We start from the raw sequence: 14442 nt of genomic DNA, 5'->3' as shown, positions 1-14442 counted from the left end.
CTGGTGCGAACACCACTTGACGGGTGCGGCCCCTGGTACGTAGTCATCGCGACAACGAGGGAGTTCCGCCGATCCTTCTGTCGCCACAGACGCCTCGTCGAACGAGTCCTCACCCTTGACACGAGTCGACGAGAGACAAACCCGACGACAAGAAGAAAAACACCGGCAACGACATTGACGACGAAGTCTAGCGTCATCTACCAGCGCCCCCAAGAAGTGGTTCAGTAACCGACGCCGGCCAATCTTGCACCGCCGTCGCCCCGCAAGCCAGCGGGCACACCGAGCCGGGGCCTGCCACGAAGCCAACTCCAGCCGTGGTCCCAAAGTGGTCCCAAGCGCTCGTCCGAGGGAGCAACCTCATGATCCACGCCCTGAACGACAAGAACCCCTCTGACCTGGGCGGATACCCTGGCCAGAGGGGTTCGTGGTGCGTGTCGGGACGACAGGATTTGAACCTGCGACCCCTTGACCCCCAGTCAAGTGCGCTACCAAGCTGCGCCACGTCCCGCACCGTCGCCTCGTGCCCGCGACGTGACCACGGTACCCGACAGGGTCGGCGCCTCCGTGCACGGGGATCAAGATCGCCCGCGCTGCTCCGCACGGCCCACACCACACGCCCGCGGGAACATCCGCAGCGATCTTCCCCCGCCACCCGGCTGCGTTCGGCGGGTGGTCCACGCCATAGTGAACATCGTGGCTGCAACGACGCTGACGGCGGCGAACCTGGCGCACCTGCCCGCGGACGTCCCGGGCCCGACCTACGACCGCGGCGCGGTGTCGGTCGGCATCGTGCACTTCGGGGTGGGCGGGTTCCATCGGGCGCACCAGGCGATGTACCTCGACGAGCTCATGAACCAGGGCAAGGCCCTGGACTGGGGCATCTGCGGGGTCGGCGTGCTCGAGTCGGACAAGCGGATGGCCGAGGTCACCGAGGCGCAGGACGACCTCTACACGCTGGTCCTCAAGCACGCCGACGGCCGGCGCGAGGCGCGCGTCATCGGCTCGATCGTCGACTACCTCTACGCCCCCGACGACCCCGACGCCGTCCTGGACCGCATGACCGACCCGGCCACCCGGATCGTCAGCCTCACCGTCACCGAGGGCGGCTACCACAAGAACGCGAGCACCGGAGAGTTCGACGACCGCGACCCGGCGATCCAGGCGGACATCGCCGCCGCGCAGGGCGCCGCGCCGCAGACCACCTTCGGTTACGTCGTCGAGGCCCTGCGCCGCCGCCGGGACGACGGCACCGGCCCGTTCACGGTCATGTCCTGCGACAACATCCAGGGCAACGGGCACGTCGCGCACGCGATGATCACGGCCTACGCGCGGCGGCGCGACCCCGAGCTCGCCGACTGGATCGAGGCCAGCGTCCCGTTCCCGAACTCGATGGTCGACCGGATCACGCCGCGCACCACCGACGAGGACCGCGAGGAGCTCCAGGCGAGCACCGGGATCGTCGACGCCTGGCCCGTCGTGTGCGAGCCGTTCACGCAGTGGGTGCTCGAGGACTGGTTCGCCGCCGGGCGCCCGCCGTTCGAGGACGTCGGGGTGCAGGTGGTCGCGGACGTCGAGCCCTACGAGCTGATGAAGCTGCGCCTGCTCAACGCCAGCCACCAGGCGATCGCCTACGTCGGCTACCTCTCGGGCTACCGCTACGCCCACGAGGTCGCGGGCGACCCCCTGTTCGCCGGCTTCACCCGCGCCTACATGGACCGCGAGGGCACGCCGACGCTGCAGCCGGTGCCGGGCGTCGACCTCGACGACTACAAGGCGACGCTGATCGAGCGGTTCGCCAACCCGGAGATCCGCGACACCCTCGCCCGGCTCGCCGCCGAGAGCTCCGACCGCATCCCGACGTGGCTGGTGCCGGTCATCCGCATCAACCTCGACAACGGCGGGGAGATCGACCGCTCGGCGCTGATCGTCGCGTCGTGGGCCCGGTACGCGGAGGGCGTCGACGAGGCGGGCGAGCCCATCGAGGTCGTCGACACCGGCCGCGCCGAGGACCGCATCGCCGCCGCCCGCCGCTACCCCGACGAGCCGCTGGCGTTCCTCGCCGACCGCGACCTGTTCGGCGGCCTGATCGACGACGAGCGGTTCACCACGGCCTACCGCGCCCACCTCGACGCGCTGCACCAGCAGGGCGCGCGGGCGACCGTCGAGGAGCTCGAGGCACGTCTCCCCCGCTGACGTGTCACAGCCGCGGCGGCCGTCTCGTCACGGGAGCATGAACACCGCACCCACCGCTGCTCTGAAGGTCCTCGTCGTCGGCGCGGGCTACGCCGGCACCACCGCGGCCGTCCGCCTCGCCGGGCGCGCCCGCGACCGCGTCGACGTCACCGTCGTCAACCCGCGCCCGCAGTTCGTCAACCGGCTGCGCCTGCACCACGTCGCGATCGGGCGTCCTGTCCCCGCGCCGGGTCTGCGTGACTTGCTCGGCGCCGGGGTCACCCTGATCGAGGGCACCGTCGCCGAGCTCGACCCCGACACCGGCCGGGCCACGGTCGCCGGACCCGACGGGGTGCGGGACCTCGCGTTCGACCGGGTCGTCATCGCCGCCGGGAGCACGACGACCGTGCCGGTGCCGGGCGCCGAGCACGTGCACGCCGTCGGGGACCTGGAGTCCGCCCGCCGGCTGCGACCTGCATTCGCCGCGCTGCCGGAGAACGCCCAGGTGTCCGTGGTCGGCGGCGGGTTCACCGGCCTGGAGACGGTCGCCGAGCTGGCGGAGAGCCGCCCCGACGTCGCGGTCCGACTCGTGACCAGTGGCGACGTCGGCGGCTGGTTCACCCCGGACGGGCGCGAGCACGTGCGCGACACCCTCGGGACACTCGGCGTCGAGCTCGTGGGCGGGACGCGGGTGCGGGCCGTCGAGCGGGACCGGCTGCTGCTCGACGGCGGGCACGTGCTGCCGTCCGACCTCACCGTCTGGTGCGGCGGGTTCGCCGCCCCTCCCCTGGCCCGGCGGGCCGGCCTCGCGGTCGACGATCAGGGCGCGGTGCTCACCGACGGGACGCTGCGCTCGGTCTCCCACCCGCACGTGGTCGCCGTGGGCGACGCCGGGCACGCCCCCGCGCCCGGCGGCGATCGCTACAGCATGTCGTGCCAGTACGCGTTCCCCTCGGCCGCGCACGCCGCCGACGTGCTGCGCGCCGAGGCACTCGGGCGCTCCGGCGACGACGTCCCCCTCGACCTCGGCTTCACCGCCCGCGTCGTCAGCCTGGGCCGGCGCCACGCCGTGCTGCAGCCGACGACGAAGGAGGACGTCGCGCGGGGCCGGGCGTGGACCGGCCGCGCCGCGGTCCTGGCCAAGAACGTGCAGGTCCGGGGCACGGCACGCGCCGCGGGCGTCGAGCGCCGGCTGCCGGGGTCCGTGCGCTGGCCGCACGCCGAGCGGGCGGCGCGACCCGTCCGGGGTGAGCCCGCGGCATGAGCCGGTCCGAGGAGTTCACGGAGCTGCGACCGCTGCTGTTCGCGATCGCCTACCGGATCCTGGGCAGCGTCAGCGAGGCCGAGGACGCCGTGCAGGAGACCTGGCTGCGCTTCGCGTCGACGGACACCGAGCCGGCGTCGGTCAAGTCGTTCCTCTCGGCCGTCGTCACCCGCATCTCGATCGACGTGCTGCGCTCGGCGCGGGTGCGCCGGGAGTCGTACGTGGGGCCGTGGTTCCCGGAGCCGCTGCTCACCGATCCCTACGACGACCCGGCGCGCTCGGCGGAGCTGGCGGACTCGGTGTCGATGGCGGCACTGCTGCTGCTCGAGCGCCTGAGCCCGCTGGAGCGTGCGGTGTTCGTGCTCCGCGAGGTCTTCGCGTTCGACTTCCCGGAGATCGCCGCGGCGGTCGAGCGCTCGGAGGCGGCGTGCCGCCAGCTCGCGGTCCGGGCGCGCCAGCACATGGCCGCTGGTCGGCCCCGGTTCGAGGCCGACCGGCGGGCCCGCGAGGAGCTCGCCGCCCGGTTCGTCGAGGCCATCACCGACGGCCACCTCGACGGCCTGGAGGAACTGCTCGCCGCCGACGTCGCCGCGGTCGCGGACGGTGGCGGCAAGGGCCCGGCGCTGACGAAGCCGGTGGTCGGCGCGGCCAAGGTGGCCCGCCTGATCGGTGCGTTCGCGGCGATGTTCGACGGCACCATGAGCGTCGAGCCGCGCGAGGTGAACCACCAGCCGGGCGTGCTCGTCACCGAGGCCGACGGGCACATCGTCGCCGTCATGGCCCTCGACGTCCTCGACGGGCGGGTCCAGACGGTCCGCACGGTGGTCAACCCGGACAAGCTCGCCCACCTGGGCCCCGTCGCGGACGCCTGGCGCCTGCGCGACGAGGCGATGGCGCGCCGGGCCGCTAACCGACCGGCTGACGCGGGTCCCGACCGGCGAGGGTGAGGACGCGCTCGAGCTCGGTGCTCGCCGCGGCGTCCACCACCGGCCCGTAGAGCCCGGTACGCGACTCCTGCGGCGCGTGCTCGAACTGGCTGACGAAGCCGCGGACCGCGTCGAGGTCCTCGTCGCGCACGGAGAACTCCGCGCCCACCGACTGCGCCAGGTCCCAGCCGTGCAGGACGAGCTCCTCGACGGCGACCACCCCGAGGTCGGCGCGCGGCATGGTCAGCCCGCCGGCGCTCCCCTCGCCCTCCCAGGCCGACGGCTCCGCCCAGGCCGCCGTGAGCTCGGTGAGGCGACCGTCGAGCACGGCGCGCCAGTCGGCCGGCACGTCCTCGGGCCCGCCCCCGGCCTCCGCCGCCTCGTGCCGCGCCACCCGGATGAAGTGGGCGGTGAAGGCGAGCAGGTGGCCGACGAGGTCGCGCACCCGCCACTCCCCGCAGGGCGTCGGCCGGTCGAGGTCGTCGTCGCCGATCCCCCCGATCACGCGGGACACCTCACGAGCGGCAGGACCGAGATCGAGCATGCTGTTCACCCCTCAGGACTCGATGGTCCTAGGAATGTATCAGCGTTTGCGGCCGCCGCGGGCACCCTTCTCGCGCACGCGGACGTTGATCTGCACCGGCGTGCCGGTCAGCGGGAACGTCTCGCGCAGCTTGCGCTCGAGGAAGCGGCGGTACCCGGCCTCGAGGAACCCCGAGGTGAACAGCACGAACGTCGGCGGCCGGTTCTGCGCCTGGGTGGCGTAGAGGATCTTCGGCTGCTTGCCGCCGCGCACGGGCGGTGGCTTGGCCGCGACGATGTCGGAGATCCACTGGTTGAGCTGGCCGGTGGGCACCCGCCGGTCCCAGTTCTCCAGCGCGGTGCGCATGGCGGGCGCGAGCTTCTGCACCGCCCGGCCGGTGCGCGCGGAGATGTTGACCCGCTCCACCCAGGGGAAGCGCACGAGCGCCCGCTCGAGCTCGCGGACCATCGCGTGGCGGCGGTCCTCGTCGACGAGGTCCCACTTGTTCATGGCCAGCACGAGCGCCCGTCCGGCCTCGGCGACCTGGGAGGCGACGCGGAGGTCCTGCTCGCTGATCGGCTCCGAGGCGTCGAGCAGCAGCACGGTGACCTCGGCGGCCTCGATCGCGGCCTTCGTGCGCAGCGACGCGTAGTACTCGGTGCCCGACGCCTGGCCGACCTTGCGGCGCAGGCCGGCGGTGTCGACGAACTTCCAGACCTCGCCGTCGATCTCGACCAGCGAGTCGACGGGGTCGGTGGTGGTGCCGGCGACCGCGTCGACCACGGAGCGGTTCTCGCCGGTGAGCTGGTTGAGCAGGCTGGACTTGCCGACGTTCGGCTTGCCGACCAGCGCGACACGGCGCGGTCCGCCGGTGAGGTCGACGTCGTCGCGCGGGCTGTCGGGCATCGCGTCGAGCACGACGTCGAGCAGGTCGCCCGACCCGCGCCCGTGCAGGCCCGAGACCGGGTGCGGCTCGCCGAGCCCGAGGCGCCACAGCGCCGCGATCTCGCCCTCGCCGCGCGAGTCGTCGATCTTGGTGGCGGCCAGGATCACCGGGCGGTCGGACCGGCGCAGCGTGCGCGCGACCGCCTGGTCGACCGCGGTCGCGCCGACCTGCCCGTCGACCACCAGCAGGATCACGTCCGCGGTCGCCATCGCCGTCTCGGCCTGCGCCGAGATCGCGGCCTGCATGCCCTTGGCGTCGGGTTCCCAGCCGCCCGTGTCGAGCAGCGTGAACCGCTTCCCGTTCCACAGCGCGTCGTAGGCGACGCGGTCGCGCGTCACGCCCGAGACGTCCTGGACCACGGCCTCGCGGCGCCCCAGGATGCGGTTGACCAGCGTCGACTTGCCGACGTTGGGGCGTCCGACGACCGCGAGCACCGGCTGCACCGGGCGTGCGTCGTCTCCGTTGATGCCCGTTCCCGTGTCGCCGTCGGCGAGCACAGCGGGCCCTTCCTCGTTCAATCTGTGTCCCTAGTGAGAGCCGACTCCCGCGTCGGCGAAGCCCACGATCATATCCCGGTCGCCGGCGAGGTCCTGCAGGCGGTCGAGCACGCCGTCGATGTCCAGGGCCGAGGTGTCGACCTCGACCGCGTCCTCCGCGGGGCGCAGCGGCGACGCCGCGCGGGAGGAGTCCAGCTGGTCGCGCCGCGCCAGGTCGGTCTGCGCGTCCGGCGCGTCGACCCGGCCGGCCGCGGTGTCCTCCGCGGTGCGCCGGCCCGCGCGCACGAGCGACGAGGCGGTGAGGAACACCTTGAGCCCGGCGTCGGGGAGGACCACCGTGCCGATGTCGCGGCCCTCGACGACGATGCCGGCCCCGTCCGCGAGCGCCTCGGCGACGATGCGCCGCTGCTCGGCCACGAGATGGGTCCGCACATCGGTCAGCGCCGACACCGCGGACACCGCGCCCGTCACGGCCGTCCCGCGGATCTCGGCGGCGACGTCCTCGCCGTCGAGGCGCACGCGGGGTTCGGCCGGGTCGGTCGACACGGTCACGCGCGCCGCGAGGGCCACCGCGGACACGTCGTCGCTGCCGTCCGCGGAGGTGGTGGCGACGTCGAGCGGCAGCCCGGAGCGCAGCACCGCGAGCGTGACCGCCCGGTACATCGCGCCGGTGTCCAGGTAGCGGGCGTCGAGGCGCATCGCGAGCCCGCGCGCCGTGGTCGACTTGCCCGTCCCGGAGGGCCCGTCGACGGCGACCACCCCGCGCAGCGTCCCGTCCATGACCGGTGTGCCTCCCGAACGTCGAGCATTCTTCGTTCGGAAGACCATTGTGCCCTGCGAACAGGGGGGATGTCCGCCCCGGCCGTTGTGTTCTACAGCCCCACGGCCTGGTACAGCGAGGCCACCTCGTCGCGGCCGAGCTTGCGCAGCGTGCCCGGGCGCTGCTCACCGAGCCGGACGTCGCCGACGGCGGTGCGCACGAGGCGCTGGACCGGCTTGTCGACGGCCTCGAGCATGCGCCGCACGATGTGCTTGCGGCCCTCGTGCAGCACGAGCTCGACCATCACCCGCGCGCCCGAGCGGTCGATGACCTTGAAGCTGTCGACGGCCGCCGGGCCGTCGTCCAGCTCGACACCGGCGCGCAGCTGGCGCCCGAGGTCCTTCGGGATCGGCGTGCGGATCTCGGCGAGGTAGGTCTTGGGCACCTCGTACGACGGGTGCATCAGCCGGTTCGCGAGCTCGCCGTCGTTGGTCAGCAGCAGCAGGCCCTCGGTGGCCGCGTCGAGGCGCCCGACGTGGAACAGGCGCTGGCCCTCGGCCTTCTCCAGGACGATGTCGCCGACGCAGCGGCGGCCCTGGTCGTCCCACATCGTCGAGAGCATCCCCTCGGGCTTGTTCAGCGCGAGGTGCACGGTCTCGGTGTCGGTGACGATCCGGGAGCCGTCGACGTGGATCACCGCGGTGTCCGGGTCGACCCGGATGCCCATCTCCTTGACGACCTTGCCGTCGACCGCGACCCGGCCGTCCCGCATGAGGATCTCCGCCTGCCGCCGCGACGCGACACCCGCCTCGGCCAGCACCTTCTGCAGGCGCACGCCCTCCGACCCGCTCACGGCACTCCTCTGATCGACCTCGTCCTCAAGCCTACGCAGCGCATCTCGTCACATTCGCGGCCCGGGCTGCGACCTGGAGGTGAGGAACACCGACGAGGAGGGCCGGACCATGCTCGGACGCAAGACCTTCACCCCCGCGGAGATCGACCAGGCGCGCACGGCGGTGCGGGCGGAGGTCGCGGCGCTGCGGGTGCACGACGACCCCGTGCTCGCGACGGCGCTGCTGCTCGCGCTCGACCGCCGCTTCGTGCACCGCATCCGGTCGGCGTCCGGCAAGGACACCAACCCGGTCACCGAGCTGGAGCTCATCGCCGAGTCGCTGCTCGACCACGGCGGGGTGCTGACGCCGAACAAGGTCATCAAGTACCAGCCGGAGCGCTCGGTGCTGGGCCTGCAGCCCGGTGACCGCATCGCGCCGGACGCCGACGCCGTCGAGCGCCTCGCCGACGCGTTCCTCGCCGAGCTGTCGGTGCGGTTCGGCGAGGACGTCGCGCCGGTCTAACGGACCCCGTCCCAGAGGTCGCGCTCCGGGCCGTCGGGGGCGTCGACGTCGGTGTCGGTGACGTCGAACCGCCTCGTCGTCGGCCGGTCGGCCTCGTAGGCGGGCCAGCCCGGGTCGCCGTCGCGCGCGAACGCCACCCACGCGGTGCGCATCCGGGCGGCCAGGGCGCGGGTCTCCTCGCTGTCGGGGATCGCGAAGGCCCCGGTGTCGACGCGGTCGACGACGTCGAACACGAACGGCAGCTCGCGGCCGTGGCAGGCGCCGAGCCGGTCGCCGGAGCCCCAGGCGAACTCGTAGCGCCAGGTCCGGCCCGTGTGGGCGTCGGCGAGGCGGCGGGTGGGCACGGCGAACATGTAGTCGGTGCGGATCGCGTCGTGCAGCTCGGCGGGCGTCGCGCCGCGCTTCGCACTGCGGTAGGCGTCGATCACGCGGTCGGGGTCGGGGTGCAGGCGCGCGACGGCGGCGCGGAGCACCTCGTCGTCGGGCGCGGGCAGGCCCACGGCCTCGCCGATCATGGTGTAGAGCGCCATCTCGGCGGCGTTGGCGCCCACGAGCAGGTCGACGTCCGCGGCCGCGCCGGCGGCGAGCGCGTCGACCGGCTGGCCGTCGAGCAGGTCGCCGTCGATCACGGGACCGAGCGGCGCGAGGTCCATCAGCGGGTCGCGCAGGCCCTGGACGGCGAGGTCCGGCGGGTTCATCGCGAGCCCGCCGACGGCGGCGACGAGGTCCTCGTCGGACACGTCGACCAGCCCGCCCGGGTCGACCCCGAGCCCGTCGGCGAGCGCCCGCGTCGTCACGGCGGCCTGCACGGGCGCGAGGAGGTGCGAGCCGCCGCCGCTCTGCACGACCGCGCGGCGCACGAGGCCGGGCGGAGTGGCGGCGAGCAGGTCGGCGATGCTCAGGGCGCCCGCGGACTCGCCGAACACGGTGATCCGGTCGGGGTCGCCGCCGAACGCCGCGGCGTTGTCGCGGACCCACTGCAGGGCGGCGATCTGGTCGCGCAGCCCGCGGTTGGCGACGACGCCGGGGATGGCGGCGAAGCCGGGCACGCCGAGCCGGTAGTTGACGGTGACGACCACCGCGCCCTCGCGTGCCAGCCGGGTCCCGTCGTACGCCGAGGCCCGGGACGCGCCGAGGGTGAACGCGCCGCCGTGGACGAACACCATCACCGGGAGGCCGGCCGCGCCCGTGTCGGGGGTGCGCACGTCGGCGGTCAGGTAGTCGTCGCCGGGCACCCAGCCCGGGCCGGTGATCGGGCTCAGGTCGGGCATGCCAGGGCGGGTCGGCAGCTGCGGCGCGGTGGGGCCGTGGGTCGTCGCGTCGCGCTCGCCGTCCCAGCGCGCGGGCTCGGGGCGGGCGAAGCGCCGCTCCCCCACCGGCGCGGCGGCGTAGGGCACGCCGAGGAAGGAGGCGACGCCGTCGGCGACGAGTCCGCGGACCGCGCCACCCGTGGTCTTCCGGATCTCTGACATCGGGCCCGGGGTCCCCTATTCGTCGATGTCGTCCACATCGGGCAGCAGCGGCGCGATCGGCGGGAGCTCGTCGATCGACTGCAGGCCCAGGCGCTCGAGGAACAGCTCGGTGGTGCTGTAGAGCGTGCCGCCGCCGACGTCGGTGCCCGCCTCGATGATCAGTCCGCGGGCGGCGAGCGTCCGCATCACGCCGTCGACGTTGACGCCGCGCACCGCCGCGACGCGCGAGCGGGTCACCGGCTGGCGGTAGGCCACGACGGCGAGGGTCTCGAGCGCGGCCCGGGTCAGCCGCGTGCGCTGCCCGTCGAGGACGAAGCGCTCGACGTACGGGGCGAACCGGTCGCGGCTGTAGAGCCGCCAGCCCTCGCCGGTGGCGCGCAGCTCGATCCCGCGCTCGCGCTCGGTGTACTCGGCGGCGAGGGTCTCCAGCGCCTCCCGGACGCGGGCGACGGGCTGGCCGAGGACGTCGGCGAGCTGGTCGGTCGGCGCCGGCGCGTCGACCACCAGCAGCACGGCCTCGAGCGCCGCGACGAGCTCGCCGTCGGAGGCGAGGGGGTCCTCGAGGTCCTCCTCGAGCGCCCGCAGCGGGTCGGGATCGGTCACTCGTCCTCCCCGGTCGCGCTCGCGCTGCCCGCGTCACCCCCGGGCGCCCAGCGGACGCGCAGCTCGGCGAACGCCTCGGGCTGGTCGAGGGCGACGTCGCGGGCCCGGTAGAGCTCGAGCACCGCGAGGAAGCGTCCCACGACCTCGATGCCCTCCTCGCAGTCGGCGACCAGCTCGGCGAACGTCGCCGCACCCTGCGCCTGCAGGCGTCCGGCGAGGATCGTCATCTGCTCGGGCACCGAGACAGTCGAGGCGTGCAGGTGGTCCAGGCCGACCGTCGGGGGCGGCTTCGGCCGGAAGACCGCCGCCGCGAGCTCGGCGAACCCGTCCGCGTCCACGCCCAGCTGGACCGGCGGGAGCATCTCGGCGAACCGCGGCTCCAGCGTCACGGCCCGCGGGTAACGCATCCGCGCAGCGCCCTCGAGCTCGCGGAACAGCGCCGCGACCTGCTGGTACGCGCGGTACTGCAGCAGGCGGGCGAACAGGACGTCGCGCGCCTCGAGCAGCGCGAGGTCGTCCTCGTCCTCCACCTCGGCCTGCGGCAGCAGCCGCGCGGCCTTGAGGTCGAGCAGGGTCGCCGCGACGACGAGGAAGCCGGTGGTCTCCTCGAGGTCGGCGTCGTCGCCCAGCGCGGTGGTGTAGGCGATGAAGTCGTCGGTGACGCGGGACAGCGCGACCTCGGTGACGTCGAGCTCGTGGCGCCCGATCAGCTGGAGCAGCAGGTCGAACGGCCCGGTGAAGTTGTCCAGGCTGACCTGGAACCTCGCGCGCTCGGGAGCCTCCGTCCTCTCCGGGGTGAGCGTCACCGGGCGATGACCTCGCGGGCCAGGGCGCGGTACGCCTCGGCGCCGGTGGAGCGCGACGCCCACCGGGTGATCGGCTCGCCGGCCACGGTGGTCTCCGGGAACCGGACGGTGCGGTTGATGACGGCGTCGAAGACGAGCTCGCCGAACGCCTCGACGACGCGGGTCATCACCTCGCGCGTGTGCAGCGTGCGCGGGTCGTACATGGTGGCCAGGATGCCGGTGATCTCCAGCTTGGGGTTCAGCCGGTCCTGCACCTTCTCGATCGTGTCCATGAGCAGCGCGACCCCGCGCAGGCTGAAGAACTCGCACTCCAGCGGGATCAGCACGCCGTCCGCGCAGGCCAGGGCGTTGACCGTCAGCAGGCCGAGCGAGGGCTGGCAGTCGACGAGGACGTAGTCGTAGCGGTCGAGCACCGGCCCGATCGTGCGGCCGAGGGTCTGCTCGCGGCCGACCTCGGTGACCAGCTGGACCTCGGCGGCGGAGAGGTCGATGTTCGAGGGCAGGAGGTCCATGCCCTCGACGGTGGTCGGGCGGATGACGTCGTCGATCGTCACGCCCTTCTCCATGATCAGGTTGTAGATCGTGGTCTCGAGCTGGTGCGGCTGGACGCCCAGGCCCACCGACAGGGCGCCCTGCGGGTCGAAGTCGACCAGCAGCACACGGCGTCCGTACTCGGCGAGCGCCGCACCGAGGTTGATCGTGGACGTCGTCTTGCCGACGCCGCCCTTCTGGTTGCACATCGCGAGGACCGTCGCGGGACCGTGCCCGTCGAGGGGGCCGGGGACCGGGATGTGCCGGCGCGGGCGACCCGGGGGCACCTCGCCGGCGGGCTCCACCGCCGTGTCCGCGACGCCCGGGGTGCCGACGCCGGTGTCCGGTCGTGCGGGCGGGTGCTCCTGCTCAGAGGCTTGCCCGCCCGGTGACCAGAGGACCGGCTGCGGGTTCGACATCGCGTGTCCCTCCCTCGCGTGCCCGGCCGTGTGCTCGTGCGATCAGCCTAGGAGGCGCTCCGCGCGCGTCGGCGCGCGACTCGCCGAGCAGGACGTTCGCCACCTCGTCCCATCACCCACGGCCACACCGTCTGCCCGTTGTGTCACGATCTTCCGGTGGGCGGAACCATCGGAGACGCCGTCGTGTGACGACTCGCATACTCCCCGTCCACTGTCGCCCCCCGTCGACACCACGAGGACGTGAGCGATGACGACCCGACAGACCGATTCCGCGAGCCCGCGCGCCGCCACCGCCGGCTGGGTGCGCCCGCTGTGCTGGTCGGCGGTGGCCCTGGAGGGCTTCGACCTGGTGGTGCTGGGCGTCGTGCTGCCCGTGCTGCTGCGCGACCCGAGCTGGGACCTCGACCCCGCCGGCGCCTCGGTGGTGGTCACCGTCGGGCTGCTCGGCGTCATGGTCGGCGCCCTGGCCGTCGGGCCGATCGCCGACATCATCGGCCGGCGGGCCACGATGATCGCCACGGTCGCCGGCTTCTCGGTGCTGACCCTGGCGTGCGCGTTCGCGCCGAACCCCGAGGTGCTGGGCGTGCTGCGCTTCCTCGCGGGGATCGGGCTCGGCGGCGTGCTGCCGGTCGCGCTCGCCCTGGTCGCCGAGTACGCGCCCGCAGGCAAGGGCAGCAGCGCCACCACGATCCTCATGACCGGCTACCACGTCGGCGCGGTCCTGACCGCGCTGCTCGGCATCCTGCTGATCGGCCCGCTCGGGTGGCAGGCCATGTTCGTCGCCGGCGCGATCCCGGCGGTGATCCTGCTGCCGCTGATCATCATGCGGCTGCCCGAGTCCGCCGAGTTCCTCCAGCGGCGCGGGACGCGGGACTCGAGCTGGCGCCGCGAGCGCCGCAACCCCCTGAGCTCGCTCTTCCGCGACGGTCTGGCGCGCCCGACGATCGCCTTCTGGATCGCGTCGTTCATGGGCCTGCTGCTGGTCTACGGCCTGAACACGTGGCTGCCCGAGATCATGCGCTCGGCGGGCTACGAGCTCGGCGCGGCGCTCGCCCTGCTGCTCGTGCTCAACATCGGCGCGATCCTCGGGCTCCTGCTCGCGGGCACCGTCGCCAACCGGATCGGCGTGCGCCCCGCGGCCATCGGCTGGTTCGCCGCGGGCACGCTCTTCCTCGCGCTCCTGTCGATCCGCCTGCCCGGGATCGGCGTGTACGTGAGCGTGCTGCTCGCCGGCATCTTCGTGTTCTCCGCGCAGGTCCTGGTCTACGCGTACGTGTCGCAGCTCTACCCCGCCGAGGCACGGGGCACGGCGCTCGGCACGGCGAGCGGGATCGGGCGTCTCGGCGCCATCGCCGGCCCGATCCTCGGCGGCGCCCTGCTCCAGGCCGGCATCGCCTACCCGTGGGGCTTCTACGCCTTCGCCGTCGTCGCCGCTCTCGGCGCCGTCGGCGTCGCCCTCGTCGGCCGGGCGCCCGCTCGTACGTGAGCGAAATTCCCGGTCATAGCCGGGAATTTCGCTCACATGAGGAAGCGGACCACCGTCGTCGCGATCTGGTCGGCGACGACGTCGGGCGGGTGTAGCGGGAGCACGACGTGGCTGATCGTCAGCCGCGCGGCGATCTCGGCCGCCGCGCTCGCCGTCGCCGGGTCGAGGTCGGGCCGGCGACGCACCAGGAACGCCGCCGCGCGGTCGCGTGCCGCCGTGATGAGCGGTTCCGCCTCGCTGGTCAGCAGCGGCAGCAGGTCCTGGGCGCCCTGCCCGGTGAGGAGCACCCGCAGCAGCGGGTCGCGCGCCACCGTGTCGAGCGTCGTGCGGACCGCCTCGACCCACGCCCGGTACAGGTCGTCCTCGCCGTCGAGCGCGGCCTCGAGGCCGGCCAGGAACTCCTCGGTCCGCCGCAGCACCAGCGCGGCGGCGAGCCCCTGCTTGCTCGCGAACTCGTTGTAGAGCGTCTGACGGCTCACACCGATGCCGTCGGCGACGTCCTGCAGCCGCAGTCCGCGCCAGCCGCCGGCGACGAGCAGCTCGGCCGCCCGCTCGAGCGCCTCGTCGCGCACGAGCCCGCGGGTGCGGTCGGCGAACGTCCGGCTGGGCACGCCCCGGACTGTAGACGCTCTTGAGCCTTGCGTCTCCTCCGTGGACACAACAGCAATTCGTGTCTAGCGTG

General features: G+C 73.6%; 14 protein-coding genes and 1 tRNA gene. 5 read left to right on the top strand and 10 right to left on the bottom strand.

Annotated features, from left to right (window positions below):
* Positions 1–434: 434 nt before the first annotated feature.
* A tRNA-Pro gene (locus EV188_RS29260) sits at positions 435–508 on the bottom strand.
* A 185-nt stretch (positions 509–693) separates the two neighbouring features.
* On the opposite strand from EV188_RS29260, the gene EV188_RS29255 reads away from it, so the two are divergent.
* The 3 genes from EV188_RS29255 to EV188_RS29245 are packed head-to-tail and all read left to right on the top strand — an operon-like array spanning position 694 to position 4383.
* Positions 694–2193: a mannitol dehydrogenase family protein gene (locus EV188_RS29255; protein WP_133829872.1), complete on the top strand. Its 1500-nt coding sequence runs from the start codon at positions 694–696 to the stop codon at positions 2191–2193.
* 37 nt (positions 2194–2230) lie between these two features.
* Positions 2231–3436, top strand: coding sequence for an NAD(P)/FAD-dependent oxidoreductase (locus EV188_RS29250; RefSeq protein WP_133829871.1), 1206 nt, complete (start codon positions 2231–2233; stop codon positions 3434–3436).
* Positions 3433–4383: an RNA polymerase sigma-70 factor gene (locus EV188_RS29245; RefSeq protein ID WP_133829870.1), complete on the top strand. Its 951-nt coding sequence runs from the start codon at positions 3433–3435 to the stop codon at positions 4381–4383. Before EV188_RS29250 ends, EV188_RS29245 begins: the two co-directional genes overlap by 4 nt.
* Here the strand turns inward: EV188_RS29245 and EV188_RS29240 are convergent.
* From EV188_RS29240 to EV188_RS29225, 4 genes are all read right to left on the bottom strand, one after another.
* Positions 4343–4906: a TIGR03086 family metal-binding protein gene (locus tag EV188_RS29240; RefSeq protein ID WP_133829869.1), complete on the bottom strand. Its 564-nt coding sequence runs from the start codon at positions 4904–4906 to the stop codon at positions 4343–4345. The two genes, EV188_RS29245 and EV188_RS29240, sit on opposite strands and share 41 nt — an antisense overlap.
* 39 nt (positions 4907–4945) lie before the next feature.
* On the bottom strand, positions 4946–6328 hold the full coding sequence (der, locus tag EV188_RS29235) for a ribosome biogenesis GTPase Der (RefSeq protein ID WP_243742087.1): 1383 nt from the start codon (positions 6326–6328) through the stop codon (positions 4946–4948).
* A gap of 30 nt (positions 6329–6358) precedes the next feature.
* On the bottom strand, positions 6359–7108 hold the full coding sequence (gene cmk, locus EV188_RS29230; protein WP_133829868.1) for a (d)CMP kinase: 750 nt from the start codon (positions 7106–7108) through the stop codon (positions 6359–6361).
* 92 nt (positions 7109–7200) lie between these two features.
* Positions 7201–7941 (bottom strand): pseudouridine synthase, encoded by a 741-nt coding sequence (locus EV188_RS29225; RefSeq protein WP_133829867.1) that lies wholly within the window; start codon positions 7939–7941, stop codon positions 7201–7203.
* 109 nt (positions 7942–8050) lie between these two features.
* On the opposite strand from EV188_RS29225, the gene EV188_RS29220 reads away from it, so the two are divergent.
* On the top strand, positions 8051–8443 hold the full coding sequence (locus EV188_RS29220) for a hypothetical protein (RefSeq protein WP_133829866.1): 393 nt from the start codon (positions 8051–8053) through the stop codon (positions 8441–8443).
* On the opposite strand, the gene EV188_RS29215 is transcribed toward EV188_RS29220, so the two are convergent.
* The 4 genes from EV188_RS29215 to EV188_RS29200 are packed head-to-tail and all read right to left on the bottom strand — an operon-like array spanning position 8440 to position 12274.
* On the bottom strand, positions 8440–9915 hold the full coding sequence (locus EV188_RS29215; RefSeq protein WP_133829865.1) for a carboxylesterase/lipase family protein: 1476 nt from the start codon (positions 9913–9915) through the stop codon (positions 8440–8442). The genes EV188_RS29220 and EV188_RS29215 overlap by 4 nt on opposite strands.
* Positions 9916–9930: 15 nt before the next feature.
* Positions 9931–10518 (bottom strand): SMC-Scp complex subunit ScpB, encoded by a 588-nt coding sequence (gene scpB / locus EV188_RS29210; protein ID WP_133829864.1) that lies wholly within the window; start codon positions 10516–10518, stop codon positions 9931–9933.
* Positions 10515–11324 carry a segregation and condensation protein A gene (locus tag EV188_RS29205; RefSeq protein ID WP_133829863.1) on the bottom strand — a complete coding sequence of 270 codons (810 nt, stop codon included), beginning with the start codon at positions 11322–11324 and terminating at the stop codon, positions 10515–10517. The genes scpB and EV188_RS29205 overlap by 4 nt, the downstream gene beginning before the upstream one ends.
* Complete coding sequence (locus tag EV188_RS29200; protein ID WP_133829862.1) at positions 11321–12274, bottom strand: ParA family protein; 954 nt, start codon at positions 12272–12274, stop codon at positions 11321–11323. The genes EV188_RS29205 and EV188_RS29200 overlap by 4 nt, the downstream gene beginning before the upstream one ends.
* A gap of 247 nt (positions 12275–12521) precedes the next feature.
* Between EV188_RS29200 and EV188_RS29195 the strand changes: the two genes are divergently transcribed.
* Positions 12522–13760 carry an MFS transporter gene (locus EV188_RS29195; RefSeq protein ID WP_133829861.1) on the top strand — a complete coding sequence of 413 codons (1239 nt, stop codon included), beginning with the start codon at positions 12522–12524 and terminating at the stop codon, positions 13758–13760.
* Between the two features lie 32 nt (positions 13761–13792).
* On the opposite strand, the gene EV188_RS29190 is transcribed toward EV188_RS29195, so the two are convergent.
* The gene (locus EV188_RS29190) at positions 13793–14371 is read right to left on the bottom strand and encodes a TetR/AcrR family transcriptional regulator (protein ID WP_208114424.1); all 579 of its coding nucleotides are present in this window, start codon (positions 14369–14371) and stop codon (positions 13793–13795) included.
* Positions 14372–14442: the final 71 nt, after the last annotated feature.

This window comes from Actinomycetospora succinea (assembly GCF_004363095.1).
Classification (GTDB): domain Bacteria; phylum Actinomycetota; class Actinomycetes; order Mycobacteriales; family Pseudonocardiaceae; genus Actinomycetospora; species Actinomycetospora succinea.
This window is presented reverse-complemented; position numbering and strand designations above follow the sequence as displayed.

Coding starts and splice junctions, on each gene's coding strand:
- EV188_RS29195 (WP_133829861.1), top strand. CDS start 12,522: ATGACGACCCGACAGACCGATTCCGCGAGCCCGCGCGCCGCCACCGCC.
- EV188_RS29200 (WP_133829862.1), bottom strand. CDS start 12,274: ATGTCGAACCCGCAGCCGGTCCTCTGGTCACCGGGCGGGCAAGCCTCT.
- EV188_RS29220 (WP_133829866.1), top strand. CDS start 8,051: ATGCTCGGACGCAAGACCTTCACCCCCGCGGAGATCGACCAGGCGCGC.
- EV188_RS29245 (WP_133829870.1), top strand. CDS start 3,433: ATGAGCCGGTCCGAGGAGTTCACGGAGCTGCGACCGCTGCTGTTCGCG.
- EV188_RS29240 (WP_133829869.1), bottom strand. CDS start 4,906: ATGCTCGATCTCGGTCCTGCCGCTCGTGAGGTGTCCCGCGTGATCGGG.
- cmk (WP_133829868.1), bottom strand. CDS start 7,108: ATGGACGGGACGCTGCGCGGGGTGGTCGCCGTCGACGGGCCCTCCGGG.
- EV188_RS29250 (WP_133829871.1), top strand. CDS start 2,231: ATGAACACCGCACCCACCGCTGCTCTGAAGGTCCTCGTCGTCGGCGCG.
- EV188_RS29215 (WP_133829865.1), bottom strand. CDS start 9,915: ATGTCAGAGATCCGGAAGACCACGGGTGGCGCGGTCCGCGGACTCGTC.